Source organism: Kitasatospora sp. NPDC057518 (assembly GCF_042802075.1).
In the GTDB taxonomy this organism is placed as follows: Bacteria; Actinomycetota; Actinomycetes; order Streptomycetales; family Streptomycetaceae; genus Kitasatospora.
In genome coordinates this window covers 1-17,428 of the sequence record NZ_JBHVEU010000034.1, presented here as the reverse complement: position 1 = coordinate 17,428, position 17,428 = coordinate 1, and the positions used below count along the sequence as shown (strand labels likewise).

Sequence of the window (17,428 nt, the reverse complement as noted above, 5' to 3'; positions counted from 1 at the left end):
AGGGGACGCAACCAGTGGGCGGCTCCGGGCAGTTCGGATTTCCTACCGCGACAGATCGGAGCGTTCAATGGGCAACGGCACACGTGGCGGCTTGCTCCGCCGCCACCGGGACTTCCGGCTCCTCTGGTTAGGCGAGACGGCGGGGCGCTTCGGCCAGTCGGTCACGGTCCTCGCCGTTCCGCTGATCGCCGTGTCGACCCTGCACGCCGACACCTTCGAGGTCAGCCTGCTGAGCGCGGCGCCCTGGGTGCCGTGGCTGGTCATCGGCCTTCCGGTGGGCGTCTGGGTGGACCGGCTGCGGCGCAGGCAGGTGATGTTCTGGGCCAACGTCATCTGCTTCGCGCTCTTCGCCAGCGTCCCGGTCGCGGCGTGGGCCGGAGTGCTGGGGGTGACCCAACTGCTGCTCGTGGCCCTGCTCGCGGGCGCCGCCACGGTGTTCTTCCAGACCGCGTACACCGCCTACCTGCCGGACCTGGTGAAACCGGAGGACCAGGCCGAGGGCAACGCCAAGCTCCAGGGCAGCGCCTCCGCGGCGCAGATCGCCGGGCTCGGCTGCGGCGGCCTGCTCATCCAACTCGCGGGCGCCGCCAACGGGATGCTGGTCAACACGACGACCTTCCTGCTGGCGACCCTCTGCCTGGTCGCCATCCGGCACCGGGAGTCCGCGCCCGAGCGGGTCCAACGGCCGCGCGGCGCCATGGCCAAGGAGATCCGGGAGGGGCTGGGACTGCTCTTCGGCGACCCCTTCCTGCGGAGCCTGGCGCTCTTCGGGGCGGCGTCCAACCTCGCCCTGACCGGGTACCAGTCGCTCATGGTCGTCTTCCTGGTCCGTGAGGTCGGCCTGTCCTCCGGCGAGATCGGCAGCCTCGCGATGGTCAGCGGCATCGGCGGTGTGCTGGGGGCGTTCGTCGTGCGCCGGGTCAGCGCCAGGCTGGGCAGCGGACGCGCCCTGCTGGTGTTCGAGCTGGTGCTGCCGGCGCTGGCCCTGCTCATCCCGCTGGCCGGCCCCGGGTGGGGCCTGCTGATGATCGTCCTCGCCTACAGCGGGGTGGCGATCGGCATCGTGGCGGGCAACGTCATCAAGTCCGGGTTCGTCCAGAGCTACGTCCCGAGCGCCGTGCTCGGCCGGCTCGTGGCGAGCTCCGCGTTCCTCAACTACGGGACGATGCCGCTGGGCGCCCTGCTCGGGGGCGCGCTCGGCACCTGGCTCGGCCTGCGCCCGGCCCTGTGGATCCTGACCGCGGGCGTACCGGCGGCGGCCCTCTTCCTCTACTGCTCCCCGATCCGCCGCCACCGGGACCTGCCGACCGGGCAGCTGCCCGGGCACCGGCCGCAGGCCGAGCCGGAAGCGGTCGAGGCGGTGCGGTAGAGCTTGTCGCGGAAGGTTCGGGCGCCGGGGCGGGGCACCTGAACGGGGGAGTCCCCCGCGCGGCGGGCGGGTGCGGCCGGTGAGCATGTAGTCCGACCGCCCGTGGCGCCGGGCCGGGTCCGCGGCGCGCGTCGGCGGGCGGGCACGGCCGCCCCGGGAACCCGCGGCGCAGGCCCGCGAGCCCCGCCGGGGGACTCCCCGAGGAAGGAAGCACCCGCCATGGAGGCATCGGCACAGATCGGCGTGACGGGGCTCGCGGTGATGGGCCGCAACCTGGCGCGGAACTTCGCCCGCAACGGCTACACGGTCGCGGTGCACAACCGGAGCGAGGGCCGGACCAAGTCCCTGGTCGAGGAGTTCGGCCACGAGGGCGCGTTCGTCCCGGCGTGGTCGCCGCAGGAGCTGGTGGCCGCGCTGGAGCGCCCCCGCCGGCTGCTGATCATGGTGAAGGCCGGCCGGGCCACCGACGAGGTCATCGAGGAGTTCGCCCCGCTGCTGGAGGCGGGCGACATGCTCATCGACGGTGGCAACGCCCACTTCGCCGACACCCGCCGCCGGGAGCGGGCGCTGCGCGAGCGCGGCATCCACTTCGTCGGGACCGGCGTCTCCGGCGGGGAGGAGGGCGCGCTGCACGGCCCCTCGGTGATGCCCGGCGGCTCCGCCGAGTCCTACGCCGTCCTCGGCCCGATGCTGGAGCGGATCAGCGCCCACGTGGACGGCGACCCGTGCTGCACCCACATCGGCACCGACGGGGCCGGCCACTTCGTGAAGATGGTGCACAACGGCATCGAGTACGCCGACATGCAGCTCATCGCCGAGGCCTACCACCTGCTGCGGGAGGTCGGCGGGTACGCCCCCGCCGAGATCGCCGAGACCTTCCGGCGCTGGAACGAGGGGCGGCTCGACTCCTACCTGATTGAGATCACCGCCGAGGTGCTCGCCCACACCGACGCCGCCACCGGCGAGCCCTTCGTCGACGTCGTCCAGGACGCCGCGGAGCAGAAGGGCACCGGACGCTGGACCGTCCAGACCGCCCTCGACCTCGGCTCCCCGGTCACCGCCATCGCCCAGGCCACCTTCGCCCGGGTCGCCTCCGCCCGGGCCGAGCTGCGGGCGGCCTACCGGCCGCTGCCCGGGGGCGGCCGGCAGGAGTTGCGCCCGCACGAGGCCGAGCGCTTCACCCGGGACGTCGAGCAGGCCCTCTACGCGTCCAAGGTCATCGCCTACGACCAGGGCTGGACGATGATCCGCGACGCCGCGGCCGAGTACGGCTGGGACATCGACCTGGGGGCGGTGGCGAGGATCTGGCGCGGCGGGTGCATCATCCGCGCCGCGTTCCTCGACCGGATCCGTGCCGCCCACGCGGCCAACCCCGACCTGGTCAGCCTGCTCGCCGAGGAGGAGTTCGCGGCCGAGGTCTCCGACGCCCAGGCGGCCTGGCGCACGGTGGTGGCCGGCGCGGCCCAGCACGGCATCCCGGTGCCGGCCTTCTCCGCCGCGCTCGCCTCCTACGACACCCTGCGCAGCCCGCACCTGCCCGCTGCGCTGATCCAGGGGCAGCGCGACTTCTTCGGCGCCCACACCTACCGCCGCACCGACCGCCCGGGCAGCTTCCACACCCTCTGGGCCGAGCCCGGCCGCCCCGAGGTGCGGACGGACGGCGGGACGGCGTAGCCGGATGGCCCCGGCGCCCCGGGGGGGGCGGGCGTCAGGGCCTCTCCGGGGCGGGCCTCAGGGCGTCTCCGGGACGGTCCTCCGCTCCGCCGCCCGCTCGATCTCCGCGAGCATGTCGCGCGGGAACCAGAGGCTGCTCGCGCCCGCGAGGGCGACGGCCGCCGCGCCGACCAGCACCGGCACGATGCCGACCCGGGAGGCGAGCCACCCGCCGACGAAGGCGCCGACGGGCAGGGTGGCGGTCAGCACGGCCTGGAGGAAGGCGTTGACGCGGCCCAGCAGGTGGGCGGGGGTGACGAGTTGGCGCCCGGTGGTCATGGCGATCGACCAGATGGTGGCCATCAGTCCGAACAGCAGCTGGTACAGGACCAGCACGGCGAAGGACAGCCCCAGGGAGGCCGCCGGGATGAGGAAGAGGGCGGCGCCCGCGCCCACGGCGCACAGCCGGATGGCCCGGGCCATGCCCAGCGCCCGGGTCACGGAGGTCGCGACCAGCACGCCGGTGCCCATGCCGACGGCGTACGCCGCGTAGACCGTGCCGAGCTGCCACGGGGGCAGCTGCAGCTCCCGGTCGGCGTACAGGACGAACAGGCCGCCGCCGGCCCCGCCGCCGAGGTTGAGCCCGGCCGCGGCCAGCGCCTGGCGGCGCAGCAGGGTCTCGCGCCGGATGACCGCGAGGCCCTCCCGCAGGGCGTCGAGGCGGGAGCGCGCGCCGCTGCCCGCCTCCTGCGCGGACCGGTTCAGCGCGGCCGGCAGCGCGAGGAACAGGGCCCCGCCGGCGAGGTAGGCGGCGCACTCGACCAGCAGCGCCGGGGCCGGGTCGATCAGGCCGATCAGGATGCCGCCGAGCGCCGGCCCGCCGATCAGGCCGATGGTCCGGGCCCCGGTGAGCGAGGAGTTGGCCGGCAGCAGGCGGTCCGGGGGCACCAGGCGGGGCAGACAGGACTGCAGGGCGACGCCCTGCGCGGAGTTCAGCGCCCCGGAGGCGGCGGCCGCGGCGAACAGGTGCGGCCAGGTCAGGCCGTCCAGCGCGGCGGCGAGCGGCACGCTGCCGATGGCGGGGACCTGCAGCCAGGACACCGCTACCAGCATCCGCCGCAACCGGGCCCGGTCGACGGCCACGCCGATCAGCGGGCTGAGCAGGACGCCGGGCAGGTAGGTCATCGCCATCAGCGCCGAGGCGCCCAGCGGGCCGGCGTGCAGGTGGGCGATGGCCAGCAGCGGCAGCGCCAGCGCGGTGACCTGACGCCCCACCGAGCTGGTCGTCTGCTCCGTGACCAGCAGCAGCAGCGGCCGGTGTCGGCGCAGCGGTACGGATTCCGAGGCCTTGGCCGGGGCCGGGGTGGCGGCCGGGGTCGCGGGCGGGCCGGACTCCGGGGGTATGGACGACTCCTCGGCCGTGGAGGATCCCATGTATCAAACTCCTGTGTCGGGCACGGTCCAGTGGCGGATACGGGGCGGGAGCGTCACCGCCCAGCCCCGGGTGACGAGTACGAGGCCCTCGGACGCCGGCACGGACACCGCCTCACGGCCCGTACTGCCGAGGTCGTCCAGGGCAGTGGGGGTCAGGCAGGCCCGGAAGGTGGCCACCAGGTCGGGGTGGTCCAGGGCGAAGCGGGCCGAGGCGTCCGGGTCGCGGCGGTCGCGGACCTGGAGGACGTCCGGTCCCCGGATGCGCAGGCCCCACGTGCTCTCGGCGGCCCGTGGCGGGGAGTCACGGAAGTAGTCCATGCCGATGATGTTGTCGACCGTGATGACGTCGAGCAACTTGTGCTGGTGGACGAGCCGTTCGGTCTCGGACTACGCCCGGCTCGCGGCCGTGGAGAAGGCGTACGACCCGGCGAACGTCCTGCGCGGCAACCGGAACATCCGGCCCGAGGGGGAGCAGGGGCAGGCGGCGTCGGGTGGTCCGGGCCTAGTTCGGCGCGGAACCGCCCGGCCCGGCGACCAGCCAGTGCGCGGGCAGCTCGATCCGGGAGCCGTCGGCGGCGGACTCCGTGGTGGCCAGCGGCAGTTCGCCGGTGGCGAGGACGTCGAGGCCGGCCGTGCGGAACAGCTCCGGGAAGACCGCGTCGGCGACCTCGGCGGGGGCGAGCCCGTGCGAGAACACCGGACGCAGCTTCGGCGGCGGACCGTCCGGGGCGTGGACGAGCTCGCCCAGCACGCCCTTGGCCGCCTCGGCGAGCTCGAACACGAAGGCCCGGCCGCGGTCCCCGAGCAGGATGCGAATGGCCTCGACCACCCGTGGGCGGTCCGCCGGCTCGCTCTGGTGGATCACCCCGCGCACGTACACGTTGGCGTCGCCGAGGCGCTGGTGGAGCGCCCGGACGGCCTCGGGGTCGGTGGCGTCCAACCGGGTGAACTCGGCCCGCCCGGCCGGGTCGCAGCGCCGGGCGAGGTCCAGCGCGGCGGCGGACAGGTCGACCCCGAGGGCGAGCGGGAAGCGCTCCGCGAGGAAGCGGGTCTGGGTGCCGTTGCCGCAGCCCAGGTCGACGATGGGCAGCGCGGGGTCCGCCAGGTGCGGGCGGAGCAGCGTGAGGTGGCGTTCGGCGCTGCGGGCCGGCTCCGCGTCCCAGATCACCCCGCCCGGTTCCTCGGGCGCGTCGCGCCAGAACCCCTCCCAGGCGTCCAGGTACCGACTCGTCACGCTCATGGCGGAGGCCTCCGGGTGGTGCGCGGGGTGTCTGGCTCGTGTCTATCGGTACCCGGCCGGGGCGGCAAGCGGGTACCGGCGGGCGGCGGCGGGCGCGCGCGGACGGCATGCGGGGGGCGCGTACGGCGGCGCGCGGGGGGATCGGCGCGCGAGGTCGGCCCGCAGGGTCAGCCCGCGGCGCGCGCCTGCCGCAGCAGGTAGAGGCCGGAGGCGGCGGCGAGCACCGCCATACAGGCGGCGAAGACCAGGCCCGCGTGCGTCAGGCCGAGCGGCCCGGTCAGCAGGCCCACCCCGATGACCGGGATCGAGATGCCGAAGTAGGCGACCACGAACAGCGCCGAGAGGGCGCCGCCGCGGTGTTCGGGGGGAGCGGCCGCGGCCACCTCGCCCACCGCCCCGCGCAGGCCCATGCCCTGCCCGGCACCGCCCGCCAGGGCGCTGAGCACCAGCGGCGGCAGGCTCTCCCAGGCGAGCGAGGCGGCCAGCAGGGCCATCCCGGCGATCAGCACCAGGCAGCCCAGCGGCACCGCCCGGGCGGTGCCCAGCCGGGGCACCAGGAGCTGGCCGAGGGTGGAGGCGAGGAAGGCCGTGAAGACGACCAGGCCGACCACCGCGCGGTTGTGGACGCCCAGACCGGTGGCGAGGAAGGCGGGACTGACCGAGGTGAACAGGCCCAGCAGGGAGAAGCCGGCGAACGCGGCGATCCCGGCCGGCACGAACACCCGGCGGACCTCCGGCGGCAGCGCCGGCCGGTCGGGCCGGGCCGTGCGCAGCGGACGGGCCCCGGCGACCGTCTCCGGGAGCATCCAGGTGAGGGCGAAGGAGACCGCGAGCAGCCCCAGGTGCACGACGAACGGCAGCACCAGCGGGTACGGCGCGTACTGCGAGAGCAGGCCCGACAGCAGCGGCCCGCAGCCGAGCCCGCCCATGTTGGCGGCGGTCGCGACGAAGCCCGCGCGGGCCTGGTGCCCGGGCGGGGCGAGCTCCAGCACGTACGCCGTCCCGGTGCCGGTGAACAGGCCCGCCGAGAACCCGGACAGCAGTCGGCCCAGGCAGAGCAGGGCGACGCTGTCCGCGGTCAGGAAGACCACGGCGCTGGCGGCCGAGCAGACCAGCCCGCAGAGCAGCACGGGCCGGCGCCCGACGGAGTCCGAGACGTTGCCGATCAGCAGCAGGACGCCGATGACACCGAAGGCGTACACCGCGAACACGACCGTCACCGTCAGCTCGGAGAAGCCGAGCTTCTCCTGGTACAGGCCGTAGAGCGGGGTGGGCAGCGTGGTGCCCGCCATGCAGACGGCGAACGCGGCGGCGGCGACGAGGTGGCCCACCCGGGCCGTACCAGGCCCGGCGGTCCGACGATCGGTCATTCGCCCACGATAGGCGCGCACCCGGGAGGGGGGCCGTGCCGTGCGGGGGAGCGCTGCGCCGAATGGCCGTCCGGCCGTGCCCGGTGGCTACCGGGCCTGACCGGGGGCGGGCGGCGCCCCCGGTCAGGGTCAGCGGTCCGGGTGCCAGGTGGGTTCGAGGGCGGTGGTGCCGTCCGGCCGGGGCACGGGGTGCCAGCGGGCGCGCAGACCGGCCGGACGGGCGGCCGGCCGGGGCGTGCCCAGGGCACCGAGCACGGTGCTGTCGAGCGGGCTGGCGGCCAGCCGGTCCAGCACCCGCGCGCAGGCGCCGCGCAGGCCGTGGCCGTGGCGGCGCGCGTCGGGGACGTCGGAATGGAAGGCAGCGAGGACGGACATGCGGCTCACCTCCGGAGCGACCTGCGGGTCGTGCAGGCGTGGTCCGTCCAGCTTCGGGCCGTCCGGGGGCACCGGGCTCCGGATTGACGGGCTATTGACGGCTGCCGACACTCCGCTGACGAACTGCTGACGCGGAGGCGGTCCCCGCGCGCGCCGCCGTTGGTCCCCGGGCCCGCCGCCGTCGGTCCCGGACCCGCTCGGCGGAGGTCCGCCCGGTGGCGGGACGCGGGGTCAGCCCGTCGCCTGCCCGGCCTCGCCCTGGTGCATCCAGGCGATGACGTCCAGCACCCGCAGCACGCCGATGTCCTCGCCGATCCCGGCCTCCGTGCGGAGCTCCGCCAACCGGGCGCGGAACGCCCCGCCGTCCGCGCGCAGGGCGTCGGCCAGCGCGGACCAGAAGGTGGTGTCGACCTTCGGCCGCCGGAAGAGCGCCTTCACCCGGATGTCGTAGACGGGTATCAGGTGCGGCCGCTTGCGGGCCAGCAGCTTGCCCGCGACCACGGGGCCGACCCCGTCCGGCTTGCCCGGGTACGCGGCGCGGGGGTTCGCCAGCCGGTCCCACAACTCGGCGGCCGGTCCGCCGGGGGCGATCAGCGGGGCACTGGCCGGGTCCTCCAGTCGGGCGTCGCGGGGGATCGCGGACAGCAGCCGGCCCCAGTGCCCGTCGGGGTCGGTGAGCAGTTCGACGGCTCCGTGGGGCTCGACCGAGACGCTCAGCATGGTGATCGCGAGCAGGTCGTCGGCGGTGAAGGCGTCCGCCGTCTCCGGGCGGTCGCCGCCGCCGGCGAGCCGCTCGAAGTGGGCGCCCGTGTAGTAGTGGTCGCCCTTCGCCCGCCGCCGGGTGAAGTAGTCGCGCAGCAGCCGGACCGAGGCCCCGGTGTCCCCGTACACCGGGGGAATCCACAGCGCCGTCATGAGGGACCCCCTTCGAATCCGTGCGTCCGGGGGCAGTGTGGCAGAGGGGTCCGACAATCCGGTCCGGAGGCCGCTGAACCGGGCCGGTGCCGGGGGCCGTAGGACCGTAGTGGGCGCGCAGCGGTGCGTCCGCGAAGCGGCGGGCGCGTCCGCGAGGAACCCGGGAGGAAGTGGATGCAGTCCCGACGCGACCAGGTGCGGGCGCACCCGGTCGTGCTGAACAGGGCGGTCCCGGATGTGTTGCGGGCGGAGCCCGACGCACCGGACACCCCCACCCGGGACGCCACGACGGGCCCGGCGGAGGAGGAGTGATGGGCGCTGTGGAGGCCCCGGAGGCGGTCGGCGCCTCGACGCTGCGGGCGCTCGGCGCGCACTACGTGATCGCACCGCCCGGCGCGGAGGCCGACGGACTGGCCGAGGCGCTGGCGCCCGTACGCGCCCAGCCGGGGGCGCTGCTGCTGCTCGCCGCCGCCGAGGACGCGGCGCCCGTCCTGCTCGCCTCGCTGGACGAACTCGCCCGGGCCGCGCGCGGGCGCGACGCCGACGTGCTGGTGCTGGCCGCCTCCGGACTGGCCGCGGTCGGCCCCGACGGCCGGCGGCCCGCCGAACTGCTCGCCCGGCGCAGCGGGTTGACCGTCGTCGCACCGGACACGGTGGTCAGCGTCGAGCCGGACGGCACCCTGCCGGCCGTGGACGGGACGTGGTGGCGCTGCCGGCCCGGCGGGGGAGCGGAGCCGCTCGGCGGCCGCTGGCCCGCCGACGCGACCATCACCCCGCTGGCCGGCGGGGCGTACTGGATCACCGACGCGGCGGTGGGACCGGTCCGCCCCGCCGTGCTGGACCGGGCCTTCGCACCGCGCGACCGGCTGCTGCTGATCGTCGGCGCGCCCGCCCGGTCACTGCCCAGCGGTGCCCAACTGGCCAGCGCTGCGACCCTGTTGAAGGAGCAGGCGCCCCATCGGGAGTACCTCGCGCTGAGTGCGCCGTGGGCCGCGCCGCTCGAACTCATCGAGACGGCCGCCGTGCTGGCGGCCTCGCTCGGGCAGGAGGTGCGGGCGGCGATCGGCGTGCCGGTGGCCAGGTCGGGCCTGCCGGGGGCGCCCGGGTGCGGAGTGCGGCACGTCCACGTGGCGCCGGACGGGGGCGAGGGCTGGGAACCGTACCTCATCGAGTTGTCCGCCCGCCCGCGCGAACGCACCGTCACCGCTGTCGGCTGGCGCGTCGGGCCCGGCCCGGGTGTGGGGTCTGGGGCGGAGCGCTTTCCGGCTCTCCCCGGCCCGGGTGCGGGGCCCGGTCCGGGCCGCTTCCCGGCCTTTCCCGGCCCGCCTCCGGTCCCCGGCGCGGGGCGTTTCCCGGTCTTCCCGGGCCCGGCTGTGGGGCCTGGGGCGGGGCGTTTCCCGGCTCTCCCCGGCCCGCCCGCGGCCCCTGGGGCGGGCCGTTTTCCGGCTCTCCCCGCGCCGCCTTCGGTGCTCGGGGCGGCGCGCTACCCGGCCTTCCCCGGCTGGGAGGTGGAGGCGGTGGCGGCCGGACTGTGGCTGCGCCCGGCCGCGACCCCGGAGCGGGGCCCCCGGCTGCGTCGGCCGGACCCGGCCCAGCCCGTGCTGGTCGTGGGCACGCCGGGCCGCCCGGTTCCGGACGCGGTCTGGGACCACCTCGGTACGGTGCTGGGCTCGCTCCCGGCCGGGCCGGTACGCCTCGCGCTCGTGGTGGCGGGGGTGTTGGACGTGGAGTCGGCCGCGGTGGGTCGGTTCTGCGCGCGGCAGTACGGGCTGGACTGGGTCGGCGAGGAGACGGTCGAGGCCGCGGAGGGGCGGGTGGCCGTGCTCGGTTCCGAGCCGGTGACGGCTCCGGAGCCCGTCGCCACGGTGCCGACTTCGGAAGGGGCGTTGGCGGCGGAGGCTCCCGGGGAGGCCCATGAGGGAACAATATTGGCCCCTGAGGTCGTCGCGGAGAAGCCTGAGGCGGAGGAGTCGGTTGCCGAAGTCCTGGTAGCAGAGCCCGAGTTGCTCGCTGGGCCTGGGGTGGAGGAGCCGGTCGCCGAGGCCCCGGAAGTCGATCCCGAGCCCGAGCCCGAGGTGCCCGCTGCGACGCCCCCGGCCCCGGAACCGCCCCCGGAGCCGGAGCCGTCGGAGCCCGCCACCCCCGCCGGGGACGGCGAGGCCCTGGTCGCCCAACTCGGCTCCGCCTACGAGCCCTTGGCCCGACGGGCCGAGGACGTCGCCACCCGCCTGCCCGCCCTGCGCGCGCAGGCGGAGGACGGCGACCAGGGGCCCGAGCTGGTCGCCCTCCTGCTGCACGCCGGCGACTCCGGCCCCCTGGCCCCGCGCGCCGAACTCCTCGCGGCGGCCCGCTCCGGCGAGCCCGGCCGCTACGGCCCGTACCTGCGCTGCCTGGCCGCCGGCCTGCGGCGGCTGCCCGGGTACTACGGCGGTGTGCTGGTCGCCGGTCCGGCGCGGGCCTGCGACCTCGCCGCGTACGCCCCGGGCACGGTGCTGACCGAGCGGGCCCCGGTGACCGCCCTGGCGGTGCCCGAGGCAGACCTGGGGGAGGACGTCGGGATCGAGTTCGCCATCTGGTCCGTCGGAGGCCGCCGCAGTTCGGCCTTCGGCGAGCCGGGCGACCCGCCCATGGTGGTCTTCGTCCCGGGCGCGGAGTTCGAGGTGGTCGAGGTCCAGCCGGCGGACCCGGAGGCGGGCCGCCCGGCCCGGGTCCTGCTCCACGAGATCGGCGGCGTCCGCCCGAGCCCCGAGCGGCTGCGCACCTGGCTCGCCCGCCGCGACGCCGTCGCCCCCGCCGACCGCGTCCGCCCCGCCGACCCCTCCCGCTACGCCCTCGACCTGGGCGTCGGCTCCGGACCCGCCGACTGACTGTCGGTGGGGCCGGATACGGTGCGTCCCGGAGCCGGACCACAGGAGGGGTCATGGAAGCAGGGGAAGCATCCGTCGCCGCGCTGAAGGCCGTCATGTCGCCGCACGACGGCGCCGACGAGCAGGTGGACTGGGCCGCGGTGGGCCAGGCCTGGGGCGTCCGGTTCCCCGCCGACTACGTGGCGTTCATGGCCACGTACGGGGCCGGTGGAATCGACGAGGCGTTCGGCGTCCTGGCCCCCGAGGCGAGCACGGCACCGCCCGAGGGCCCGGGCTTCGGCAGCGCGGCCGGGGAGACCGCCATCCTGCGGAGCCTCTGGTCGACCGAGGGCGGGCCGGCCGGCGTCGAGGCCGGGCCGGACTCGGTGATCGCGTGGGGGGTGAGCTGCGGGGCGGACATCCTCGGCTGGCTCACGGTCGACGACGACCCCGACAGGTGGCCGGTCCTGGTGTGGGAGCGTCACGGGTCGCCGAACTGGCAGCTCTACGACTGCGGGATGGCGGAGTTCCTGCGCCGCCTGTTCACCGAGGGCTTCGACCGCTGTCCGCTCAGCGACGCCTCCCTCTGGGGCGATCCGTCCCCGCACTTCGTCCACTGGCGTGAGGAGCGGCGCCGCATCGAGGAGCGGTTGGACCCGTACACCGGAGAGCCGCTCTCCTGGTCCTTCTGAACCACCCGGTGAACCCCGTACGGGCGGCCGGCCGTCGGACGGAACACAGGGACGTGGTCGGCGGGAGGGGCGCGGGGTGGGACCCGGCCGGTGACGGGCGCGGAGCCGGTCCGGACGGCCGGGTCCGAGGCGCGCCGATTTCGGCTGAACCGGTTCGGCCGTGCGGGCCGTAGCTCCCCACAGGAGTGTCATCGAGCACAGGGGATGCATGGTGGGCGAGGAGCAGCGCGGCGGGCCGGAGCGGAGGCCGGGCGGCTTCCGGCTCCCGGCGGTGAACTGGGCGTTGGCGGCCGAGGCGGACCAGGGGAAGCCGCCGGAGGCGCCCGTGAGCGCGGAGACGGCGGCGCCCGCGCAACCGGGCGCCGGCGCCGGTGGCGGTGCCAGTACCGGTACCGGTGTCAGTGCCGGGGTCACGGGCGCTGCGGCGAGCGGGGCGCGGACCGGTCCGAAGCCCGAGGCCGGGTCCAAGCCCGCGAGCCCTGCGGCGCCGGTGCCGCCCGCGAGGTCGGGCGCCGAGGCCGGTGTCAGCGCCGGGTCCAAGCCCGCGAGTTCCGTGCCCGTGGTGCCGCCCGCGACGTCGGGTGCCGGTGCCGGGTCCAAGTCCGCGAACCCCGAGCCGGTACGGCCCGCGCAGCCGGGCGCCGGCGCCAATGGCGGTGCCAGTACCGGTGTCAGTGCCGGGGTCACCGGCGCTGCGACGAACGGGGCACGGCCCGGTCCGAAGTCCGAGGCCGGGCCCAGGTCCGCGAGCGCCGAGACGGCGGTGCTGCCCGTGCAGCCGGGCGCCGGTGTCGGCGCCGGAGTCGGTGTCAGTTCCAGGGCCACGGGCGCCGCGACGAACGGGGCGCGAACCGGACCGAAGCCCGCGTCCGGGCCCAAGTCCACGGTTGGAGCCAGGCCCCCGGCCGGGACCGGTATCGGGCCGGCGCCCCTGCCGTCCCCCGCCAAGGGCCCGACGGCACCCGTCGGCCCGGCGACCCCCGCGGGGCCCGTGGGTCCGGGGGACCCTGGGCCGCGCACCGGCCGGGTCTCCCGTCCGATGATCGCCGCGGCCGTCGCCGTCGGCCTGGTGCTGGTCGGCACCTCCGTGATGGTGACCCAGCGCAGCGGCAGCGACCCGCACGGACCGGCCCAGGCCGACGCCCCGCCCGCCAACGTCCCCGGCTTCGACGAGCACGGTGGCACCGCCGGCGGCGTCGCGCCCGACGGGCAGTCGGGCTCGGCGGCACCGCAGCCGGACGGTTCGGCCGCACCGGCGTCGGGGGACCAGGCGGCCTCGGCCCCGAACGGCACCGGCGGCGGCGCTGGTGGCGGTGCCGGCGGTGGCGGCGGTGGCGGGGGCGGTGCCGGTGCGGCCGCTCCTCCCGGCGTCGGGGCCAACCCCGCTGGGGGCGGCGCGGGTTCGGGCGGTGGGGGCGATCGCGCGCAGGGCGGTGCGGCCGCCGCCTCGGGTGGTTCGGGCGGCGGTGGCCCGGCCGCCGGTGGCACGGGCGGCGGCGGTGCGGCCAACCCGGCGCCGAACCAGCCGGCTCCGAACAAGCCGGCTCCGAACCCGTCGGCGCCCCAGCAGCCCGTGCCCCCGGCGGCCAAGCCGCCCGCACCGGTCACCGTGATCGCCGGCCCGTACTGCTCGGGCGGCGGCCAGTACAAGACCAACGGCTGGTTCGACCAGGGCAGCAGCGGTTGGCGCAACAACTCCGGTGGCTACAGCGGCGACGGCTGCAACGGCACCTACGCCTCGATGCCGATGTCCGGCAACGCCAACAAGGACGACAACGGCAACTCGGTCGTCTGGACCTTCACCGTGGACAAGGTCACCAGCTGCACCCTGTCGGTCTACATCCCGGCCAGCGGCGACGTGAAGCAGGTCGGCGGCAACCCGAGCACCTACACGGTGCAGAGCGGCGGCGGCCAGGTGGGCTCGTTCACCATCAACCAGACGGCGAGCCGGGGCAGTTGGGTGAACAACGGGCCGTTCACCTACCGCGGCCCGATCTCCGTCACGCTGCACAGCCGCGGTGTGGACTGGGGCGGCTCCACCGGCGCCCACCACGCCGCCAGCGCCGTCCGCGCCACCTGCACGGCCTGACCCCGGCGCGCACCGGGGCCCGGACCCGCCGAGCCACCGAGCGACCATGCCACCGAACCACAACGCCCCACGACGAAGGGAACCCCAGGCATGTCGCGCCCGGTGCTGACGGTCTGCGCGGAGCAGCGGGAACCCGGCTCCTACCGGACGATCGGCGAGGCCCTCCGGGCGGCCGGCGGCGGCGCGGTGATCTCGGTCCGGCCCGGCCGGTACGACGAGAACCTGGTGCTCACCAAGGCGGTGAGCATCACCGCCGCCGACGTCCGGGGGAGTGTGCGGATCAGCCCCCGGCGCGGTTCGGTGGTCCAGGTGCTCACCGAGGCCGTCCGGTTGACCGGTCTGGTGCTCCAGGGGCAGGACGACGAGCTGCCCGCCGTCGACGTCCCGCGCGGCCGCCTCACCGTGCGGGACTGCGAGGTGATCGGCAACGCCTGGACCGCCGTGCTCACCCGCGGGCCGGGCGAACTCGCCATGTGCGGCAGCCGGGTCACCAACCCGGCCGGCGCCGGGCTGGTGGAGACCTCCACCGGCTCCAGCGTGATCGAGGACAGCGTCGTCGAGCACCTCGGCACCTCGGCCGTGGTCATCGGCGAGCGGGCCGACCCGACCGTCCGGCGCTGCGTGCTGCGCGACGCGCGCGGCAACGGCCTGTGCGCCAACGGCGAGGCGCGCGGCGTCGTCGAGGACTGCGAGATCTCCGGCACCGACAAGCCCGCCGTCGCCCTGGAGGAGCGGAGCAGCACGCGCCTGCTGCGCACCGCGATCCGGGACAGCGCGCTCGGCGTCTTCGTCGGCTCCGCCGCCCGGGTCGTGCTGGAGGACTGCACCGTCACCGCCGTGCGCGGCCACGGCTACGTCCTCACCGATGGCACCGACCCGCTGCTGCGCCGCTGCCGCGCCGTCCGCCCCCAGGGGTACGGTCTGCACATCGCGGGCCGGGCCCGGGGCACCCTGGAGGACTGCGAGGTCACCGCCCCTGCCGGGGTCGGCATTCACGTCGGAGGGTCGGCCGGGCCCAGCCTGCTGCGGACGGTGGTGCGCGACGCCGGGACCGACGGTGTCGAACTCACCGGCGGGAGCGCCGCCGAGTTCGACCGCCTGGAGGTCCGCCGCGCGGCCGGTGCCGGCATCGTGGTGCGCGACGGCGCCGACCCGCTGCTGTGCCGCGGCACCGTCACCGCCGCCGGCCGCCACGGGATCGAGGTGCTGGGCGACGGGCGCGGCCGACTGGAGGACGTCACCGTCGTCGACGCCGGACGGCACGGGGTGCGGATCGCCGACGGAGCCCACACCCACCTCGGCGGCGGCCTGGTGCGCGGCAGCGGGTCCTGCGGGATCTCGGTCGGCGCCGGGGGCGTCGCCATCCTGCGCGACGTCGAGTGCACCGGCAACGCCCTCGACGGCGCCAGCGTCGAACGCGGCGGCGAACTGGCCGCCACCCGCGCCCGGTTGGGGACCAACCGGCGGCACGGGCTGCACCTGCTGCCCGGCTCCCGGGCCACCCTGACCTCCTGTCGGCTCGGCGACAACACCGTGGACGGGCTGCGCTCCGAGTCCGCGGAGCCCGTCCGGCTCACCGACTGCACGGCCGCCGGGAACCAGGGCGCCGGGCTGTGGCAGACCGCGCCGACCGACCGCCTCGTGGTGGAGAACCTCGACAGCCGGGACAACCGCTCGCCGGACGCCCACGGCACGGCGGCCGCCACCACCGTCGCTGCGGACGCCGCCGGCGACGGTACGGAAGCCCCCGCGGAGGAGGCCGTCGGCCCGCAGGCCGTCCTCCGGGCCCTGGTCGGGCTGGAGGGCGTCAAGGAGCAGGTCGCCACCCTGGTCAACCTCGGCAAGCTGACCCGCCGCCGCGAGCAGGCCGGGCTGCCCGCCCTGCCGATGAGCCGGCACCTCGTCTTCGCCGGCCCGCCCGGCACCGGCAAGACCACCGTCGCCCGGCTCTACGGGGCGATCCTCGCCGAACTCGGCGTGCTGCGCAGCGGCCACCTGGTCGAGGTCGCCCGGGCCGACCTGGTCGCCCCGGTCGTCGGCGGGACGGCCCTGAAGACCACCGAGGTGGTCAGGGAGGCCCTCGGCGGGGTGCTGTTCGTCGACGAGGCCTACACCCTGTCGGCCGGCTCCGGCGCGGCCGGCCCGGACTTCGGCCGGGAGGCCGTCGACACTCTGGTGAAGCTGATGGAGGACCACCGTGACGACCTGGTGGTGATCGTCGCCGGGTACGAGGCCGGGATCCGCGGGTTCCTGGCGTCCAACCCGGGCCTGGCCTCCCGGTTCAGCCGCACCGTCGAGTTCCGGAACTACCGCGCCGACGAGCTCGCCACGATCGTCGAGCAGGCCGCCCGCGGACACGGCTACGAGCTCGCCGAGGGCACCCGGGAGGCGCTCGCCGCGCACTTCGACCGGATGCCCAAGGGCGCGGAGTTCGGCAACGGCCGCGCCGCCCGCAAGGTGTTCGAGGAGATGGTCGACCGGCAGGCCTCCCGGCTCGCCGAACTGGAGCAGTTCGACAACGCGGCGCTCACCCGGCTGCTGCCCGCCGACGTCGGCGAGGAGTTCGCCCCGGCCCCCGTCGGCGAGGGGCGGGCCGGGGAGCCCGGCCTGCTCGACCGGCTGCGCGCCATGGTCGGCCTCGCCGCCGCCAAGGAGCAGGTCGAGGACCTGGTCAACCTGGCCCGCCAGTCCCGGCGCCGGGTCGAGGCCGGGCTGCCCGCCGCCCCCCTCTGCCACCACCTGGTGTTCTCGGGCCCGCCCGGCACCGGCAAGACCACCGTCGCCCGGCTGTACGGCGAACTCCTCGCCGAACTGGGCGTGCTGCCCTCCGGCCGGCTGGTCGAGACCGCCCGCGCCGACCTGGTCGGCCGCTACCTCGGCCACACCGCCCACCTCACCCGGGACGCCTTCGAACGCGCCCGGGGCGGCGTGCTGTTCATCGACGAGGCGTACACCCTGACGCCCCGCGACGGCAGCGGCGGGGACTTCGGGCAGGAGGCGGTGGACACTCTGGTGAAGCTGATGGAGGACCACCGCGACGAGGTCGTGGTGATCGTGGCCGGCTACCGGGAGGAGATGCGCGGCTTCCTCGCCTCCAACCCCGGCCTGGCCTCCCGGTTCTCCCGGGAGATCACCTTCGAGCACTACGCGGACGAGGAACTCGTCGCCATCGTCCGGGCGCGGGCCGAGACCGCCGGCTACACCTGCACCCCGGAGACCCTGGCCGCACTCGGCACCCTGTTCGGCGCCGTCCCGCGCGACCGCTCCTTCGGCAACGGCCGGTTCGCCCGGCAGGTGCTCGAAGCGATGGTCACCCGGCAGGCGGGTCGGCTGTCCCGGGTCGACGTGGTGGACCTGGACGAACTCAGCCTGCTGCTGCCGCAGGACATCCCGGCCGAACGGTTCGGCACCTTCGCGTGACCACGCCGCCGCCCCGCCCCCGGGC

Annotated in this window: 13 protein-coding genes; 7 read left to right on the top strand and 6 right to left on the bottom strand. The window is 76.2% G+C overall.

The window, feature by feature from the left end; genetic code table 11:
- The first annotated feature begins 67 nt into the window (after positions 1-67).
- Together ACFU7Z_RS05850 and gndA are read left to right on the top strand one after the other, a co-directional pair.
- On the top strand, positions 68-1,369 hold the full coding sequence (locus ACFU7Z_RS05850; protein WP_074004955.1) for an MFS transporter: 1,302 nt from the start codon (positions 68-70) through the stop codon (positions 1,367-1,369).
- A gap of 219 nt (positions 1,370-1,588) precedes the next feature.
- Complete coding sequence (gene gndA, locus ACFU7Z_RS05845) at positions 1,589-3,043, top strand: NADP-dependent phosphogluconate dehydrogenase (protein ID WP_049657393.1); 1,455 nt, start codon at positions 1,589-1,591, stop codon at positions 3,041-3,043.
- A gap of 57 nt (positions 3,044-3,100) precedes the next feature.
- On the opposite strand, the gene ACFU7Z_RS05840 is transcribed toward gndA, so the two are convergent.
- The 6 genes from ACFU7Z_RS05840 to ACFU7Z_RS05815 form a co-directional block, all read right to left on the bottom strand.
- On the bottom strand, positions 3,101-4,456 hold the full coding sequence (locus ACFU7Z_RS05840) for an MFS transporter (RefSeq protein ID WP_380776462.1): 1,356 nt from the start codon (positions 4,454-4,456) through the stop codon (positions 3,101-3,103).
- 3 nt (positions 4,457-4,459) lie between these two features.
- A complete protein-coding gene (locus ACFU7Z_RS05835) occupies positions 4,460-4,810 on the bottom strand; it encodes a DUF5825 family protein (RefSeq protein ID WP_380776459.1) in 351 nt (116 codons plus the stop codon).
- Between the two features lie 148 nt (positions 4,811-4,958).
- Positions 4,959-5,696 (bottom strand): class I SAM-dependent methyltransferase, encoded by a 738-nt coding sequence (locus ACFU7Z_RS05830; protein ID WP_380776456.1) that lies wholly within the window; start codon positions 5,694-5,696, stop codon positions 4,959-4,961.
- A 167-nt stretch (positions 5,697-5,863) separates the two neighbouring features.
- On the bottom strand, positions 5,864-7,066 hold the full coding sequence (locus tag ACFU7Z_RS05825) for an MFS transporter (protein WP_380776453.1): 1,203 nt from the start codon (positions 7,064-7,066) through the stop codon (positions 5,864-5,866).
- 129 nt (positions 7,067-7,195) lie between these two features.
- Complete coding sequence (locus ACFU7Z_RS05820) at positions 7,196-7,441, bottom strand: hypothetical protein (protein WP_380776450.1); 246 nt, start codon at positions 7,439-7,441, stop codon at positions 7,196-7,198.
- A 231-nt stretch (positions 7,442-7,672) separates the two neighbouring features.
- Positions 7,673-8,356 carry a DUF6308 family protein gene (locus tag ACFU7Z_RS05815; protein ID WP_117492929.1) on the bottom strand — a complete coding sequence of 228 codons (684 nt, stop codon included), beginning with the start codon at positions 8,354-8,356 and terminating at the stop codon, positions 7,673-7,675.
- Positions 8,357-8,530: 174 nt separating this feature from the next.
- On the opposite strand from ACFU7Z_RS05815, the gene ACFU7Z_RS05810 reads away from it, so the two are divergent.
- The 5 genes from ACFU7Z_RS05810 to ACFU7Z_RS05790 all read left to right on the top strand — a co-directional run bounded on the left by ACFU7Z_RS05810 (position 8,531) and on the right by ACFU7Z_RS05790 (position 17,403).
- On the top strand, positions 8,531-8,668 hold the full coding sequence (locus ACFU7Z_RS05810; protein ID WP_380776447.1) for a hypothetical protein: 138 nt from the start codon (positions 8,531-8,533) through the stop codon (positions 8,666-8,668).
- Positions 8,668-11,223, top strand: coding sequence for a hypothetical protein (locus ACFU7Z_RS05805; protein WP_380776444.1), 2,556 nt, complete (start codon positions 8,668-8,670; stop codon positions 11,221-11,223). Before ACFU7Z_RS05810 ends, ACFU7Z_RS05805 begins: the two co-directional genes overlap by 1 nt.
- 53 nt (positions 11,224-11,276) lie before the next feature.
- Positions 11,277-11,894 carry a hypothetical protein gene (locus tag ACFU7Z_RS05800; protein ID WP_181970897.1) on the top strand — a complete coding sequence of 206 codons (618 nt, stop codon included), beginning with the start codon at positions 11,277-11,279 and terminating at the stop codon, positions 11,892-11,894.
- Between the two features lie 1,039 nt (positions 11,895-12,933).
- Positions 12,934-13,983, top strand: coding sequence for a hypothetical protein (locus tag ACFU7Z_RS05795; protein WP_380776441.1), 1,050 nt, complete (start codon positions 12,934-12,936; stop codon positions 13,981-13,983).
- Between the two features lie 90 nt (positions 13,984-14,073).
- Positions 14,074-17,403, top strand: coding sequence for a right-handed parallel beta-helix repeat-containing protein (locus tag ACFU7Z_RS05790; RefSeq protein WP_380776438.1), 3,330 nt, complete (start codon positions 14,074-14,076; stop codon positions 17,401-17,403).
- Positions 17,404-17,428 lie beyond the last annotated feature (25 nt).

Excerpts from the sequence above, each read along its gene's own strand:
- ACFU7Z_RS05815 (WP_117492929.1), bottom strand. The coding sequence starts at position 8,356 with ATGACGGCGCTGTGGATTCCCCCGGTGTACGGGGACACCGGGGCCTCG.
- ACFU7Z_RS05790 (WP_380776438.1), top strand. The coding sequence starts at position 14,074 with ATGTCGCGCCCGGTGCTGACGGTCTGCGCGGAGCAGCGGGAACCCGGC.
- ACFU7Z_RS05800 (WP_181970897.1), top strand. The coding sequence starts at position 11,277 with ATGGAAGCAGGGGAAGCATCCGTCGCCGCGCTGAAGGCCGTCATGTCG.
- ACFU7Z_RS05805 (WP_380776444.1), top strand. The coding sequence starts at position 8,668 with ATGGGCGCTGTGGAGGCCCCGGAGGCGGTCGGCGCCTCGACGCTGCGG.
- gndA (WP_049657393.1), top strand. The coding sequence starts at position 1,589 with ATGGAGGCATCGGCACAGATCGGCGTGACGGGGCTCGCGGTGATGGGC.
- ACFU7Z_RS05830 (WP_380776456.1), bottom strand. The coding sequence starts at position 5,696 with ATGAGCGTGACGAGTCGGTACCTGGACGCCTGGGAGGGGTTCTGGCGC.
- ACFU7Z_RS05840 (WP_380776462.1), bottom strand. The coding sequence starts at position 4,456 with ATGGGATCCTCCACGGCCGAGGAGTCGTCCATACCCCCGGAGTCCGGC.
- ACFU7Z_RS05850 (WP_074004955.1), top strand. The coding sequence starts at position 68 with ATGGGCAACGGCACACGTGGCGGCTTGCTCCGCCGCCACCGGGACTTC.
- ACFU7Z_RS05825 (WP_380776453.1), bottom strand. The coding sequence starts at position 7,066 with ATGACCGATCGTCGGACCGCCGGGCCTGGTACGGCCCGGGTGGGCCAC.
- ACFU7Z_RS05810 (WP_380776447.1), top strand. The coding sequence starts at position 8,531 with ATGCAGTCCCGACGCGACCAGGTGCGGGCGCACCCGGTCGTGCTGAAC.
- ACFU7Z_RS05795 (WP_380776441.1), top strand. The coding sequence starts at position 12,934 with ATGATCGCCGCGGCCGTCGCCGTCGGCCTGGTGCTGGTCGGCACCTCC.
- ACFU7Z_RS05820 (WP_380776450.1), bottom strand. The coding sequence starts at position 7,441 with ATGTCCGTCCTCGCTGCCTTCCATTCCGACGTCCCCGACGCGCGCCGC.